The organism is Salinivibrio sp. ML290 (genome assembly GCF_001995695.1).
GTDB classification, from domain to species: Bacteria; Pseudomonadota; Gammaproteobacteria; order Enterobacterales; family Vibrionaceae; genus Salinivibrio; species Salinivibrio siamensis.
This window is the reverse complement of sequence record NZ_MUEY01000018.1, coordinates 60,535-74,158: the sequence shown is the minus strand read 5'-3', so window position 1 is coordinate 74,158 and position 13,624 is coordinate 60,535. Positions and strand designations below refer to the sequence as shown.

15 protein-coding genes are annotated in these 13,624 nt (G+C 53.3%); 8 read left to right on the top strand and 7 right to left on the bottom strand.

Going from position 1 to position 13,624, the window contains the following annotated elements; all coding sequences use genetic code 11:
- Positions 1 to 464: 464 nt before the first annotated feature.
- Positions 465 to 1,004, top strand: a complete 540-nt coding sequence (locus BZG23_RS14465; RefSeq protein ID WP_077607334.1) for a gamma carbonic anhydrase family protein — start codon at positions 465 to 467, stop codon at positions 1,002 to 1,004.
- On the opposite strand, the gene BZG23_RS14460 is transcribed toward BZG23_RS14465, so the two are convergent.
- The 3 genes from BZG23_RS14460 to hemF are packed head-to-tail and all read right to left on the bottom strand — an operon-like array spanning position 1,001 to position 3,003.
- A complete protein-coding gene (locus BZG23_RS14460) occupies positions 1,001 to 1,261 on the bottom strand; it encodes a DUF1488 family protein (protein ID WP_077607333.1) in 261 nt (86 codons plus the stop codon). The two genes, BZG23_RS14465 and BZG23_RS14460, sit on opposite strands and share 4 nt — an antisense overlap.
- Positions 1,258 to 2,082, bottom strand: coding sequence for a shikimate dehydrogenase (aroE, locus tag BZG23_RS14455; RefSeq protein ID WP_077607332.1), 825 nt, complete (start codon positions 2,080 to 2,082; stop codon positions 1,258 to 1,260). Before aroE ends, BZG23_RS14460 begins: the two co-directional genes overlap by 4 nt.
- A gap of 3 nt (positions 2,083 to 2,085) precedes the next feature.
- A complete protein-coding gene (hemF, locus tag BZG23_RS14450) occupies positions 2,086 to 3,003 on the bottom strand; it encodes an oxygen-dependent coproporphyrinogen oxidase (RefSeq protein WP_077607331.1) in 918 nt (305 codons plus the stop codon).
- 178 nt (positions 3,004 to 3,181) lie between these two features.
- Between hemF and purE the strand changes: the two genes are divergently transcribed.
- Together purE and BZG23_RS14440 are read left to right on the top strand one after the other, a co-directional pair.
- Positions 3,182 to 3,664, top strand: coding sequence for a 5-(carboxyamino)imidazole ribonucleotide mutase (gene purE / locus BZG23_RS14445; protein ID WP_046074888.1), 483 nt, complete (start codon positions 3,182 to 3,184; stop codon positions 3,662 to 3,664).
- A gap of 4 nt (positions 3,665 to 3,668) precedes the next feature.
- Entirely contained in the window at positions 3,669 to 4,817 is a 1,149-nt protein-coding gene (locus tag BZG23_RS14440) for a 5-(carboxyamino)imidazole ribonucleotide synthase (protein WP_077607330.1), read from the top strand.
- On the opposite strand, the gene BZG23_RS14435 is transcribed toward BZG23_RS14440, so the two are convergent.
- Genes BZG23_RS14435 through BZG23_RS14420 form a run of 4 tightly spaced genes read right to left on the bottom strand, consistent with a single transcriptional unit; the run spans position 4,814 to position 8,036 of the window.
- Positions 4,814 to 5,371, bottom strand: a complete 558-nt coding sequence (locus BZG23_RS14435) for a DNA topoisomerase family protein (RefSeq protein ID WP_077607329.1) — start codon at positions 5,369 to 5,371, stop codon at positions 4,814 to 4,816. The two genes, BZG23_RS14440 and BZG23_RS14435, sit on opposite strands and share 4 nt — an antisense overlap.
- A gap of 28 nt (positions 5,372 to 5,399) precedes the next feature.
- The gene (locus tag BZG23_RS14430) at positions 5,400 to 5,873 is read right to left on the bottom strand and encodes a DUF494 family protein (protein ID WP_046074885.1); all 474 of its coding nucleotides are present in this window, start codon (positions 5,871 to 5,873) and stop codon (positions 5,400 to 5,402) included.
- A 2-nt stretch (positions 5,874 to 5,875) separates the two neighbouring features.
- Positions 5,876 to 7,015, bottom strand: a complete 1,140-nt coding sequence (gene dprA, locus BZG23_RS14425) for a DNA-processing protein DprA (RefSeq protein ID WP_241837222.1) — start codon at positions 7,013 to 7,015, stop codon at positions 5,876 to 5,878.
- Positions 6,975 to 8,036: a LysM peptidoglycan-binding domain-containing protein gene (locus BZG23_RS14420; protein WP_077579376.1), complete on the bottom strand. Its 1,062-nt coding sequence runs from the start codon at positions 8,034 to 8,036 to the stop codon at positions 6,975 to 6,977. Before BZG23_RS14420 ends, dprA begins: the two co-directional genes overlap by 41 nt.
- 117 nt (positions 8,037 to 8,153) lie before the next feature.
- Between BZG23_RS14420 and def the strand changes: the two genes are divergently transcribed.
- From def to BZG23_RS14395, 5 genes are all read left to right on the top strand, one after another.
- Complete coding sequence (gene def / locus BZG23_RS14415) at positions 8,154 to 8,666, top strand: peptide deformylase (RefSeq protein WP_046074882.1); 513 nt, start codon at positions 8,154 to 8,156, stop codon at positions 8,664 to 8,666.
- A gap of 7 nt (positions 8,667 to 8,673) precedes the next feature.
- On the top strand, positions 8,674 to 9,618 hold the full coding sequence (fmt, locus tag BZG23_RS14410) for a methionyl-tRNA formyltransferase (RefSeq protein WP_077607327.1): 945 nt from the start codon (positions 8,674 to 8,676) through the stop codon (positions 9,616 to 9,618).
- Positions 9,619 to 9,718: 100 nt separating this feature from the next.
- The gene (gene rsmB, locus BZG23_RS14405) at positions 9,719 to 11,005 is read left to right on the top strand and encodes a 16S rRNA (cytosine(967)-C(5))-methyltransferase RsmB (RefSeq protein WP_077607326.1); all 1,287 of its coding nucleotides are present in this window, start codon (positions 9,719 to 9,721) and stop codon (positions 11,003 to 11,005) included.
- An 18-nt stretch (positions 11,006 to 11,023) separates the two neighbouring features.
- Entirely contained in the window at positions 11,024 to 12,400 is a 1,377-nt protein-coding gene (gene trkA, locus BZG23_RS14400) for a Trk system potassium transporter TrkA (RefSeq protein WP_046074879.1), read from the top strand.
- A 123-nt stretch (positions 12,401 to 12,523) separates the two neighbouring features.
- Positions 12,524 to 13,555, top strand: coding sequence for a GGDEF domain-containing protein (locus BZG23_RS14395; RefSeq protein ID WP_046074878.1), 1,032 nt, complete (start codon positions 12,524 to 12,526; stop codon positions 13,553 to 13,555).
- The last annotated feature ends 69 nt before the right edge of the window (positions 13,556 to 13,624 follow it).

The following is a 13,624-nucleotide window of genomic DNA, read 5'->3' as shown; positions in this document are numbered from 1 at the left end:
TTCTCAACGAGTGCCCACACAGATTGCATAGGTCAAATTGTTAAAGAGCGTTGACGTTGCGAAGCTGCGCTTCGCTTGGTCAGGGCTGCGTATCTTACGCGCCTTGCCGTTAAAGTCAAGAAGAAACTTTATCTTTTATTTTCAACCCGCCGGGTGAAATAAAACCTCTTTTTGACTCCCCTAACGCTTGGCGTTAAGTAGGCCGGCCATCTTAATCTTTTAAAAACTCACGTCAAGCGTTTATTTTTATTTGATTTTTTGCCCCGACATGGCCGCTGAACGCTTGCCCTGCGTGCCGTGTCGATGGAGGCGCATTATAGAGAAGCTGATCAGGTTGGCAAGTCCTTTTTAGGTGTTTTTTAGAAAAAAACTGTCACTCGCTGTTTTTTTACTCGCTAGGGTGTAAAACTGGTATCAAACTCGCCGCTATTTAGCACTGTTAATAGAGAAAAGAGGGATTTGTGATGGCAAAACAGCTGCGCGCTTATAAAGGCATGACGCCTCAGCTTGGCGAACGCGTCTATATTGATGAATCCAGTGTACTGGCTGGCGATATTACGCTAGGCGATGATGTGAGTATTTGGCCGCTGGTTGCAGCGCGTGGTGACGTGAACCATATCCAGATTGGCGCTCGGACCAATGTTCAAGATGGCTCAGTCCTTCATGTTACTCACAAAAATGCCGAAAACCCACAAGGTTACCCGCTGATCATTGGCGAAGAAGTGACAATCGGCCACAAAGTCATGTTACACGGCTGTCGGATTGGCAACCGAGTCCTAGTGGGAATGGGGACGATTATTCTCGATGACGCTGTGATAGAAGATGAAGTGCTGATTGGCGCTGGCAGTTTAGTCCCGCCCGGAAAACGCTTAGAGAGTGGCTATCTGTATGTCGGCTCACCGGTCAAACAAGTTCGCCCCCTTACCGACAAAGAGCGTGCTTATTTTGCACGCTCAGCGCAAAACTATGTCGACACCAAAGACATCTACCGCTGCGAGTGCTAAATCAGCAAGCTGCCATCGGCTTCAAACGCTTCTGATTCGATGGCCGCTTCCATGTGCTCTTCAATATCAAACCAAACCTGTTCGACAATCGCCTGCGCATTATCCGTGTCCACCGCACAGCCGGCGAGCGCGGATAAGGTGGTAAATCGGACAGCGCATGGTAACAATGCACCATTAAGTTGGCCGTAAAAACAAACACGGGCCTTTGCCGTGTCGACCTGCGCTTGGTCCGCAGCCAGAATAAGGGATTGATTCATTGATTGAGTGCCTCTCTTAACTGCTCACGCACACGTTCGGTTTGTGGCCGACAGCCGCGCCATATAGCAAAGCTTTCCGCCGCTTGTTCCACCAGCATGCCCAAGCCGTCTAAACACCGCCCTGCTCCTTGGCGTTGCGCCCACTGGTTGCTGGTTGTGCAGCCAGCTTGATACACCATGTCATAGACAGTGGTCGCTGGACCAATCGCGCCATGAGGGAGAGGAGGATAGCTTTGATGTAAACTCGCCGAGGTCGCGTTAATGATCACATCGACCGGCGCCGCCATGGGGCTATCCACGGCATGACTGGCGATCGGTCCGGCCTCACCAAATGCAGCGGCTAATTGCTGGGCTTTTTGCTCGGTGCGATTCACTATCATCAGCAATGCTGGCTCTTGCTCCAGTAAAGGAAGCAACACACCCCTTGCTGCACCGCCTGCTCCCACAACCATAATGCGCTTATCGCGCAGTGCCACATGATGGTAGTGTAAGTCAGTCACCAAACCTGCCCCATCAGTATTATCACCCAGTAGGGAACCATCGCTTTGCTTAACCAGCGTATTCACGGCACCGGCGCGGCAGGCACGCTCTGTCAGTGTATCAACCCAATCATACGCTTGCTGTTTAAAAGGCACGGTCACATTGGCGCCGCGCCCTCCTTGCGCAAAAAACGCCTGCATACTGGTCACAAAGCCTTCGAGCGGTGCCTCAATGGCTTGATAGTCGATGTCTTGTTGGGTTTGCGTCGCAAATGCGGCGTGGATCTGCGGCGACTTGCTATGGCCAATCGGGTGGCCGACCACACAATAACGATCGGTCATCTGTTACCACTCCCTCGGTTTAAGGTAGTCGCGATAGAGTCTCGCTTCCGGCGCGTCTTCATCGGGTGACCAATTATATTCCCAACGTGCCATCGGCGGCATCGACATCAGGATAGATTCGGTACGCCCACCACTTTGTAAGCCAAATAGCGTGCCTCTGTCATACACCAAGTTAAATTCGACATAGCGTCCGCGGCGGTAAAGCTGGAAATCTCGCTCACGCTCACCATAGGGAGTGGCTTTGCGGCGCTGTACAATCGGCAGGTAAGCATCGATAAAGCCTTTTCCAACCGCTTGGGTGTAGGCAAAGCACTGCTCGAATGGCCACTGGTTCAAATCATCAAAGAAAAGTCCGCCGACGCCACGGGTTTCATCGCGATGGGGCAGATAAAAATAGCGATCGCACCACGCCTTGTGATCAGCGTACACGCTATCACCGAAGGGCGCGCACAAGACTTTGGCGGTCTGATGCCAATGCTGGCAATCTTCCTCGAACGGATAGAAAGGCGTAAGGTCAAAGCCACCGCCAAACCACCACACAGGATCGGCGCCTTCCTTTTCAGCAATGAAAAACCGCACGTTCGCATGCGAGGTCGGCACGTACGGGTTGTGAGGGTGGATTACCAACGACACCCCCATGGCCTCAAAGCAGCGCCCGGCAAGCTCTGGACGGTGCGCGGTCGCCGAGGCAGGCATTTGATCGCCAAATACGTGCGAGAAGTTCACTCCCGCTTGCTCAAATACTTGGCCCTGACGCAGGACGCGACTGCGACCACCACCCCCTTTCTCACGCTCCCACGCATCTTCAATAAAATGCGCTTGACCATCTTCTTGCGCAAGCTGTTGGCAAATATCATCTTGAAGCTGGAGGAAAAAAGCCTTCACGGCTTGCTTATCAATTGTCGACTGACCGTGTGCCACGCTCACATCCTTTGTTACTGAGACTATAAACGTACTTTACCTGATCCACGCAGTGGGATCTTGACGGAATTTCATCCCCCACCGCCGACGCAAACGTTTTCCTTGCGGTGAAATCTGGGTATAATTCGCGCCACGCTCAGCTTATCTTATTCACGCTTGTCATCAAGAAGGACGTATTATGACTGTCGGTATCATCATGGGCTCACAATCCGATTGGCCTACCATGACACATACAGCGGCTATGTTGGATCACTTTGCCATCCCTTACGAAACCCGTATTGTCTCCGCCCATCGCACACCACAGTTACTTGCCGACTACGCCCAACAAGCGGCCGAGCGCGGGATTAAAGTGATTATTGCCGGCGCCGGGGGGGCCGCCCATTTGCCTGGGATGACCGCCGCACACACCAGCCTGCCGGTGCTCGGCGTGCCGGTCCAGTCAAAAGCGTTAAAGGGCATGGACTCATTGCTTTCTATTGCTCAAATGCCCAAGGGCGTGGCAGTGGGCACACTCGCCATTGGAGACGCAGGCGCCGCGAATGCAGGCCTCCTTGCGGCACAAATTCTCGCAACGGCCGACCCTGATTTGATGGCAAAAGTGGATGCGTTTCGCCAAGCGCAAACTGAGGCCGTTCTCGCTCAACCCAACCCACAAGGGTAAGGCCATGAATATTCTGGTGTTAGGCGCGGGACAACTGGCCCGGATGATGGCCTTGGCCGGCGCGCCGCTCAATCTTATCGTCAGCGCCTATGATGTGCGTAGTGGCGACATTGTTCACCCACTGACGCTGCAACCACTGGGGCACGGCCTCAATACGGCCATCGCCGGCGCGGATATTATCACCGCGGAATTTGAGCATATCCCCGCTGATATCTTGCATCACTGCGAGCAAAGCGGGAAGTTACGCCCCAGTGCTCAGGCGATTCTAACCGGTGGCGACCGCCAAATTGAAAAAGCGCTGCTGATGCAAGCAGGTGTCGCCAATGCACCATACCGTATGGTGTATACACAGGCTGATTTAGAAAAGGCGGTCGACGCACTGGGCGCGCCCTTAGTACTCAAAAGCACCTTGGATGGTTATGACGGCAAAGGACAGTGGCGCTATCGTGACGGCGATGATCTTCACGCATTGTGGGCAGAGCTCGACGCCTTTCTCACCGCGCCAGAGCAACGCGATGGCCAAGCCATCATTGCCGAAGCCATGATCCCTTTTGACCGGGAAGTGTCACTGATTGGTGTGCGTGGCGCGAATGGTGAATTTGCCAGCTATAGCCTGACCCAAAACCACCATCATGATGGGATACTCACCTTGTCTGTGGTGCGCCCAGATGAGCATGCTTTGCAAACACAAGCCGCGGACATGTTGGAAAAGGTTGCCAGCGCGCTGAACTATGTGGGGGTACTCGCGGTGGAATTCTTTGATGTAGACGGCAGCTTGCTGGTGAACGAGATCGCGCCTCGGGTGCACAACTCCGGTCACTGGACACAGCAAGGTAGCGCGTGTTGCCAATTTGAAAACCACCTGCGCGCCGTCAGCGGCTTACCCCTCGGCCCGACCGAGTTAATCCAGCCGACGGCGATGATCAATATCTTAGGCCAAGGCAGTGTCCCGCTTGCGACCTATCGTGATGCCCATGTACATTGGTACAACAAAACGCCTCGTCCGGGGCGCAAAGTGGGCCATATTAATGTCACGGCCACATCGAACGCGGCGCTTGCCACCAAGTTAGCCAGTCTCGCCAGCTATCTCCCCGACGATGCTTTTCACGGTTTGAAATCGGCTGCATTGGCTCTCGCCGCGCAAACCGATTAGCCTTCGCTCTCCGATTCTGCAGCCGATTCACCTTGAATCGCGCTGCAGGACTTATCGGCACATTGGTGTACTGTCTTGCCACCTTTCTTACGCTCCACCAGCAGCGCAAAGCCACATTGCTCGCAGGTGCCGGCTATCGGTTGTGCATTTACCGCAAAATGACACTTAGGGTATTGGTCACAGGCAAAAAAGCGCTTGCCGTAACGCGAGGTGCGCTCCACCAGCTCACCTTTGTGGCAGGATGGACAGGTGAGGGTAGTATGATCGGGTTCATCCGGTTTTTCGATATGCGTACATTGCGGGAACTGATCGCAGCCAATAAACATACCGAATCGACCTTGGCGTAACACCAATTCTCCCTGATGACACGCCGGACAAGCCACGCCAAGCGCTTTTACTACATGGCCATCACCATGATGTAACGCTTTGGTATAGTGGCACTCTGGGTAGGCCGTACAGGCCAGAAACGGGCCTCGTTTGCCCGATTTAAACGCAAGAGCGCTGCCACATTCCGGGCAGCGCTCGTGGGTGTTCGGGGTGTTATCTTTACTCATTCACACCTTTTACTGTCATTGATAAGCGTTAGTGCACGTATCCCTCTTGTGCGTCGTACAGCATTTCTTCCATCTGTGTATACGCACGCTCGTTACCGGGCACGTTAAACAGCACCATCAAAATGACCCATTTTAGATCATCAAGACCAAATTCTTGGGTCTCAAGTTCCATCACCCGATCGATGACCATTTCACGCGTTTCCGGTGAAAGCACCCCAGCCTGCTCTAAGAATAAGAGAAAGCCTCGGCTTTCTTGGTCGATAAAGCGTGTTTCTTGCTCGGTATAGATTCGAATCGAGCTTTGGGCACTGCCTGATAGGTAAGGCTGTTTATCCGCATTTTGCAACTGTGCCAGCTTTTCAAGCCAGTTCAGGGCTTTATATATATCGTCTTGATGAAAACCCGCGCGGGACAATTCATCTGCTAACTCGTCCTGATCGATCATCACTTCCACATCGCTGTGGATGTAGGTTTCGAACAGGTACATAAGAATGTCCATCATGGCTAGCCCCTCCTCGTTCTGACATAGCCACCGGGTACTGCTGCTACAAGCCCCTGGAGTTCTAAGTCTAACAACTGCATCATGATTTCGTGAACCGGTTGGTTGCAGCGCTCAGCCAGTACGTCGACACACGTCGCGTTAGTCCCTACGTTAGCCAACAGCGCAGAAAATGGCAATCCTTCGTGCGTATCTAACTTGGGTGCATCACTAAATAATTCGTTTTGCTGACTCACAGCAAACTGAACCAAGCTATCCACATCACTTATAATATCATCAACGCAATCGACTAACACGGCGCCTTGTTTTATCAATTGGTGGCAACCTCGCGATTGGACTTGGTCTATGGGACCGGGAATCGCAAACACACTCCGGTTTTGCTCTAGCGCATAACGTGCCGTGATCAGTGACCCACTTTGCGGTGCGGCCTCTACCACTAATACGCCTGCCGACAACCCACTGATCAACCGGTTGCGGCGCGGAAAGTGTTCGGCTCTTGGCGGGGCGTCCGGCCAAAACTCGGAAACAAGCGCCCCCTGCGCTTCAATCCGCTCGGCCAATGCGCGATGCCGCGCGGGATACACATTGGCCAGTCCGCTTCCCAGCACCGCCAAGGTTTTTCCGCCGCCTTCGAGTGCGCCTTTGTGTGCCCGGCCATCGATACCTAGCGCAAGCCCACTGGTGATCGCAACGCCATGCTCAACCAGTTGTTTAGCAAATTGAAACGCCGTTTCTAGCCCTTGCGGTGTCGCGTGTCGACTGCCCACCATCGCCAATTGAGGCATCGCCAAGCAAGTCAGATCGCCTTGCACATACAAGACCAAAGGCGGCCGTGCGATTTCTCGGAGTAGTGCAGGATAAGCTGGATGGTCAAAGCCAATCAGGTGGCAATTCTCTTGCCTCGCCCACTCAAGGCTACGCTCAATCATGGCATGATTGGGGTGCATGATGGCCTGACATTGCTCAGCGGTTAAGCCAACCGCGGCAAGCTCATGATGGGTTTGGTCACACAATGCGTCGATGGGCATTTTAGCTAACAGCGCGCGCCGCTGCGGGACGCGCAACCGCGGCACTTGAGTCAGCGTCAACCATCCTCGCAGCGATTTATCGTGCATAGGCCGGTTGAGAAGATGGCGGTACCGCATGCATGCCGGCTTTGATCGGCTGACGCGCTTGGGTGATCACCGCCAAGCTAACCCAAGGGTAAGCCCGAACGACCATGGTTTGTCCCACCGTCACATCAGGCATGGGTGTGATGGATTGTGTCGTGCTTTCGTTCGCGTTTTGATAGCGATACTCACCAGGGCCATTTAATACGTTGGCACCAGCTTCAGTGACAGTAAACATTTGTCCGGTCGTCACGCCATCATTGGCACCTTTATCGAGCACCACCAGCTGACCATTCGCGACATACTCACTGCCATAAAGATGCCCTAATAACCTCGCGTCGGTTTGAGCCGCTTGGGGCCAAAAGCGCGCATGCGTGTTCTCGGGCAAAGGTAACAAGACATCATTGGGCCGTACTTCCTGCACCACGCGTGTCAGTGTCATCACACTGCGCCCTTCACTTCGCGCACGGATACGTCCGTCAGCCACATGTTTTAAGCTCACCATAGCGATCGGTTCGGCGCTAGCCTCTGACGTCGCAGGGCGTAAAAAGGTTTTCTCAACCCGAAAAACCTGCCAATTTTTGGCACCCAACGACGCATCCACATACAGGGTATCGTGCACTGACAGATATTGACGCCCATCTGTAGAGCCAAGAACACGAGGCAGCGCCACCAAACGCGCCTTTTCGACCAGCATATCCTGTTGTAAATAGGGCAGCAGCATAGGATCGACACTGCTAAGCGCTGACGTCTTGGGTGCATCTCCCTTTGCTGCAATCGCGCGCCTAGGCTTGTAGCTGACGGCCGGTTTCCCCGCTTGCCATGTGAGGGTGAGCACATCGCCAGGATAAATAAGATTGGGATCCTTTATAGCCGGATTTGCGTACCATACGTCACGCCATTGCCAAGGATTATCGAAAAAGGTGGCGGCGATATCCCACAGGGTATCCCCCCGCTCAACCACGTATCGCTGACTCTCGGCAGGGCCGGCTGCCAGCACTGGTAGCGCGATAGCCAATAGCCCAGCGGCGGCGAGATTGAATAGCTTTCTTGTCATCAATGTCTTCCTCACCCGACGAATGATGCTGATGCTGTCAATTGGCTGGCAAAATGTCTAGAATTAACCCAATTACCCCGTGCCGCTTTCGGCACAGTTCAATTTTTATGAGACGTTATGGCTTTACTGAACGTATTAACATTCCCAGATGAGCGCCTTCGCACCGTGGCCAAGCCGGTGGACGCTGTCACACCTGAGATCCAGAAAATGGCTGATGACATGATTGAAACCATGTACGCCCAAGATGGTATTGGTCTCGCGGCCACTCAGGTTGATTTTCACCAACGCATGGTGGTGATTGATGTCTCCGAAACCCGCGATCAGCCCATGGTGCTTATCAATCCAGAAATCATCGAAAAGCGCGGTGAAGATGGCATTGAAGAAGGATGCTTATCTGTGCCCAGTGCACGCGCATTGGTTCCCCGTGCGGCAGAAGTGACCGTAAAAGCGCTGGATCGCGACGGCAACGCTATCCAGTTTGATGCCGACGACCTGCTAGCGATTTGTATTCAGCATGAGCTTGACCATTTAGAAGGTAAGCTGTTTGTGGACTACCTATCGCCGCTGAAACGTCAGCGCATCAAGCAAAAGATGGAAAAAATCAAACGCGCTAACCAAAAAGCAAGCTGAGGTCACTTTGAGCACACCGCTGCGTATAGTATTTGCGGGCACGCCGGATTTTGCCGCGCGCCATTTACAAGCCCTGCTCGATAGTGAGCATGAGGTGATTGCGGTTTATAGCCGTGAAGATAAACCCGCTGGCCGAGGCAAGAAGCTCACGGCAAGCCCCGTTAAACAGCTTGCGCTTGAGCATGACTTACCCGTGTATCAGCCTCGCACGTTGCGTGATGAACAAGCACAAGCGGATCTGGCTGCCTTGAACGCCGACGTGATGGTCGTGGTCGCTTACGGGCTGATTCTGCCCAAGCCCGTATTGGACACCCCCAAGCTAGGGTGTATTAATGTGCATGGCTCCATTCTGCCACGTTGGCGTGGCGCCGCTCCTATCGAACGAGCAGTATGGGCTGGTGACAATGAGACGGGGGTCACCATCATGCAGATGGATGAAGGGCTCGACACGGGCGATATGCTTAAAATTGCGACCTTGCCCATTGATGAGAAAGAAACCAGTGGTAGCCTATATTTGCGCCTTGCGGAGCTGGGTCCGCAGGCATTGATTGATTGTCTTAATGACATGGCTAACGGCATTATTCTTGCGGAGCCACAAAACGATGCCAAAGCCAACTATGCCGAAAAGCTCAGTAAGCAAGAAGCGCAGATCGATTGGCATCAAGACGCCGCGTTTATCGAACGTTGTGTACGGGCATTTAACCCGCGCCCGGTCAGCTACTTCACCTTAGGTGAGCAAAACATCAAGGTGTGGGGCGCTAACGCACTAGATATCGACGTGGACGCGGCGCCAGGCACAGTGATCAACACTGACAAACATGGCATTCAGGTCGCGACCGGAAAAGGCGTGATCCAGCTGACCCAACTACAACCCCCGGGCAAAAAAGCCATGCAAGCGCATGAGCTACTGAATGCACGCCGTGAATGGTTTGAAACAGGCACCCAACTATAGCGTGCCACCGATACGTGAGAAGAAGGCCAGTACGCTGGCCTTTTTTAATCTGACCCACACTATCGTCTGATGCCAATTTGGCCTTTGAATAGGTAAACATATGAATGTAAGAGCCGCGGCCGCCCGCGTTCTGTATCAAGTGGTTGATCAGGGCCAGTCATTGTCCCAGCAGCTCCCCCTCGCTCAACAGAAGGTCGCCCCGCGTGATGCTGCTTTGTTGCAAGAGATTTGCTATGGCACCTTGCGCTGGTTACCGCGATTAGAGCATATCGTGCAAGCCCTGATGGATAAGCCACTGAAAGGCAAACAACGAGTCTTTCATCACCTCATTCTGGTCGGGTTGTATCAATTAGGCTATATGCGCATCCCGGCCCATGCCGCCGTGGCTGAAACCGTGAATGCCACCAAGCCATTGAAGCGCCCACAATTACGTGGATTGATTAACGCCATTTTGCGCAATTATCAACGCGATCAAGATGCGCTAGACCAAGCCAGCCAAGCGCATGATGCTGGTCATTACTGCCATCCCGGCTGGTTGCTCAAACGCCTTCAGACCGCCTATCCATCAAATTGGCAAGACATTGTGGCGGCAAATCATCAAAAAGCGCCAATGTGGCTGCGCGTCAACCGCCAGCACCATTCTCGAGACAGTTATCAAGCGCAGCTGCAACAGGCCGGTATTGGTGCCAGTGCCCATCCAGATGCCATGGACGCTCTGAAACTCGACGCGCCGTGTGATGTGTCTCGCCTCCCCGGTTTTGACCAGGGCTGGGTGTCGGTACAAGATGCCGCCGCGCAGCTGGCTGTCGATTACCTCGAACCCGCGTCTGCAGAACACATTCTCGACTGCTGTGCCGCGCCAGGAGGGAAAACGTGTCATATCCTTGAGCACCAGCCTGATGCCATCGTGACGGCCATTGATGCCGATGAAAACCGCTTATCCCGGATCAAAGAGAACCTGTCACGGTTAGGGCTGAATGCTGATGTGAAACACGCGGATGCCCGTGACCCGAGCGATTGGCATCAAGGGCCTGCATTTGATCGTATATTACTGGATGCCCCTTGTTCAGCCACAGGCGTGATCCGGCGTCATCCCGACATTAAGTGGCTACGCCGTGATAGTGACATTCACGCTCTGGTCACGTTACAGGCAGAGATTTTAGACACAATGTGGCAGCAATTGGCGCCAGGCGGTACGCTGGTTTACGCCACCTGCTCAGTGTTACCGGATGAGAACCGCGAGCAAATCCGTGCCTTTTTAGCCCGTGAACCTTCCGCGATACTGCGCACCGGCTCGCAAGCGCAGCCTGGTCGCCAGATTTTGCCAGGCGAAGACGACATGGACGGTTTCTATTATGCACGCCTAGAGAAGCCTTTGTGCGACTAGGCAGGGAGTGAAAGTAGCATGAAAATCATCATCTTGGGTGCAGGACAAGTCGGCGGCACCCTGGCAGAAAACCTGGTAGGGGAAAACAATGATATCACCATTGTTGACCGCGCCCCCGAACGACTGCGTGAGCTACAAGATAAGTATGACTTACGCGTGGTACAGGGGTTTGCCAGTCACCCAACCACGCTGCAAGAAGCCGGCGCTCAAGATGCAGATATGCTGGTCGCGGTAACCAACTCAGACGAAACCAATATGATCGCCTGTCAGGTCGCGTATACACGTTTTAATACACCAAACCGCGTCGCTCGGATCCGCAGCCCTGAATACTTGGCGGTGAAAGAGCAACTGTTTAACAGCGACGCGTGTCCGGTTGACCATCTTATCGCCCCTGAAGAGCTGGTCACTCGTTATATTCGTCGTCTAATTGAATACCCAGGCGCCTTACAGGTGGTCAGCTTTGCCGATAAAAAGGTCGGTCTGGTTGCGGTTAAGGCGTATTACGGCGGTCCTTTGGTCGGTAAAGCCTTGTCCGCCTTGCGTGAGCATATGCCGCATGTCGATACCCGTGTCGCCGCTATTTTCCGTCGTGACCGGCCCATTCGTCCACAAGGTACCACCATCATCGAAGCCGATGATGAAGTCTTTTTCGTCGCCGCGAGTAACCATATTCGCTCGGTGATGAGTGAATTGCAGCGCCTTGAAAAACCCTACAAACGCATCATGATTGTTGGTGGTGGCAACATTGGTGCCGGCCTCGCGATGGCGTTGGAGCGTCAATACAGCGTGAAGTTGATTGAGCGTAACCCCTCCCGTGCGGAGCACCTTTCTGAGTTACTTGAAGAAACCACGGTGTTTTGTGGCGATGCCTCTGATCAAGAACTGCTCAGTGAAGAGCACATTGATCAGATTGATGTGTTTATCGCGGTCACCAACGAAGACGAAGCCAATATTATGTCGGCCATGTTGGCGAAACGCCTTGGCGCGAAAAAAGTCATGGTGCTTATCCAGCGCGGCGCTTATGTGGACTTAGTGCAAGGCGGGGTGATTGATATTGCCATTTCCCCTCAACAGGCGACGATATCTGCGCTACTCACCCATGTGCGCCGCGCAGACATTGTTAATGTCTCGTCACTACGACGCGGCGCCGCTGAGGCGATTGAAGCCATCGCCCATGGGGATGCGTCGACATCCAAAGTGGTCGGGCGCGCCATCGGCGAGATAAAACTGCCCCCCGGTACCACCATCGGTGCCGTGGTGCGCGGCGATGAAGTGTTAATTGCGCACGATAAAACCGTGATCCAGCAAGATGACCATGTGGTCTTGTTCTTGGTGAACAAAAAATATATTCCTGACGTTGAACGCCTGTTCCAGCCCAGTCCCTTCTTCCTATGATCCTCGCCTGCAGGCGTTGTTGCCTGCAGGCTCACGCTTTTTCGCTGTCTACTGCCGTTCCAATCACTTTGGGTATACACTAATAAAAGTTCTCTCGGTATCGATGACACACAAAGGAACGCCATGTCGGACGATAAGTTTCAGCAATCTACCAGCTTCCTCAAAAAAGCTGTGCCTTTGATGATGAAATACAAGGTGCCCACCACGCCCACCAACTATGCCCTGTGGTACACCTATGTCGCCAATACCGACGCCAAACTCAATGCGGATGTCGATGCCACCGTCGATGAGCACGGTACCTGTAGTCCGCTGCAAAGCGACATGCTTTACCAAAAACACATGGCCGATAAGCATAGCCGAGACATCAATGCGTTAAAGCAAAGCTTAGAATCGATGATGACCGAGATGAGCCACTCAATGTCAGATACTATCCAAGATACTGACGCTTTCCATTCGGTTCTCGATAACACCTTTGAACAGCTGTCACGGGTCGAAAATGAAGGGTTATCCATTGATGAGACCATTGCCGTGGTTCGCAACGTGGTCAAAGATTCGCAAGCGCTTACTCAGTCGACCCGCTACTTTAAACACCAGCTTAATGACGCGCAGCAAGAGATTGCGCAATTAAAGCAAAATTTGGCTGAGATGACCGAACAAGCCACTCATGATGGCCTAACCGGTTTGCTTAACCGGGCCGCCTTCGAGCGCGAACTCGCCGCCTACATTGATAGCCCACAAACCTGGCCGTTCTGCTTGGTACTGATCGATCTCGACCACTTCAAACATCTCAATGATACCTACGGCCATGTGCTCGGTGACATTGCCTTAAAGCAAGTTTCTAAACGGATCCTCGACTACTGTCGCGATGGCGTACAAGCCTTTCGCTACGGGGGCGAAGAATTTGCCTTGCTGGTGCCGCAAAAACGCCTCAGCACGGCCAAGCGCACCGCTGAAACATTGCGGGCGGCGATTGACCGCATGGTGATCAAAGACCGGCGTCGTGGCCGCACTCTAGACAGCATTACCGTATCGATAGGCGTCGCCGAGTATGACGAATATAAAGGTGAGAGCGGCGCAGATCTGATTTACCGTGCCGATCAGCACCTGTATCAAGCTAAAAACCTAGGCCGTAATCGCGTGATGCCGATTAATTAATCACCACCTGAGCGGAAATTGATCCTGGCTAAGTTTCACCTCAGTGTGGTCGGGCACAATGGCATTTTT

Excerpts from the sequence above, each read along its gene's own strand:
- BZG23_RS14440 (WP_077607330.1), top strand. The coding sequence starts at position 3,669 with ATGAATATTCTGGTGTTAGGCGCGGGACAACTGGCCCGGATGATGGCC.
- purE (WP_046074888.1), top strand. The coding sequence starts at position 3,182 with ATGACTGTCGGTATCATCATGGGCTCACAATCCGATTGGCCTACCATG.
- BZG23_RS14460 (WP_077607333.1), bottom strand. The coding sequence starts at position 1,261 with ATGAATCAATCCCTTATTCTGGCTGCGGACCAAGCGCAGGTCGACACG.
- BZG23_RS14435 (WP_077607329.1), bottom strand. The coding sequence starts at position 5,371 with ATGAGTAAAGATAACACCCCGAACACCCACGAGCGCTGCCCGGAATGT.
- BZG23_RS14420 (WP_077579376.1), bottom strand. The coding sequence starts at position 8,036 with ATGACAAGAAAGCTATTCAATCTCGCCGCCGCTGGGCTATTGGCTATC.
- rsmB (WP_077607326.1), top strand. The coding sequence starts at position 9,719 with ATGAATGTAAGAGCCGCGGCCGCCCGCGTTCTGTATCAAGTGGTTGAT.
- BZG23_RS14465 (WP_077607334.1), top strand. The coding sequence starts at position 465 with ATGGCAAAACAGCTGCGCGCTTATAAAGGCATGACGCCTCAGCTTGGC.
- def (WP_046074882.1), top strand. The coding sequence starts at position 8,154 with ATGGCTTTACTGAACGTATTAACATTCCCAGATGAGCGCCTTCGCACC.
- BZG23_RS14395 (WP_046074878.1), top strand. The coding sequence starts at position 12,524 with ATGTCGGACGATAAGTTTCAGCAATCTACCAGCTTCCTCAAAAAAGCT.
- BZG23_RS14430 (WP_046074885.1), bottom strand. The coding sequence starts at position 5,873 with ATGATGGACATTCTTATGTACCTGTTCGAAACCTACATCCACAGCGAT.
- dprA (WP_241837222.1), bottom strand. The coding sequence starts at position 7,015 with ATGCGGTACCGCCATCTTCTCAACCGGCCTATGCACGATAAATCGCTG.
- aroE (WP_077607332.1), bottom strand. The coding sequence starts at position 2,082 with ATGACCGATCGTTATTGTGTGGTCGGCCACCCGATTGGCCATAGCAAG.
- trkA (WP_046074879.1), top strand. The coding sequence starts at position 11,024 with ATGAAAATCATCATCTTGGGTGCAGGACAAGTCGGCGGCACCCTGGCA.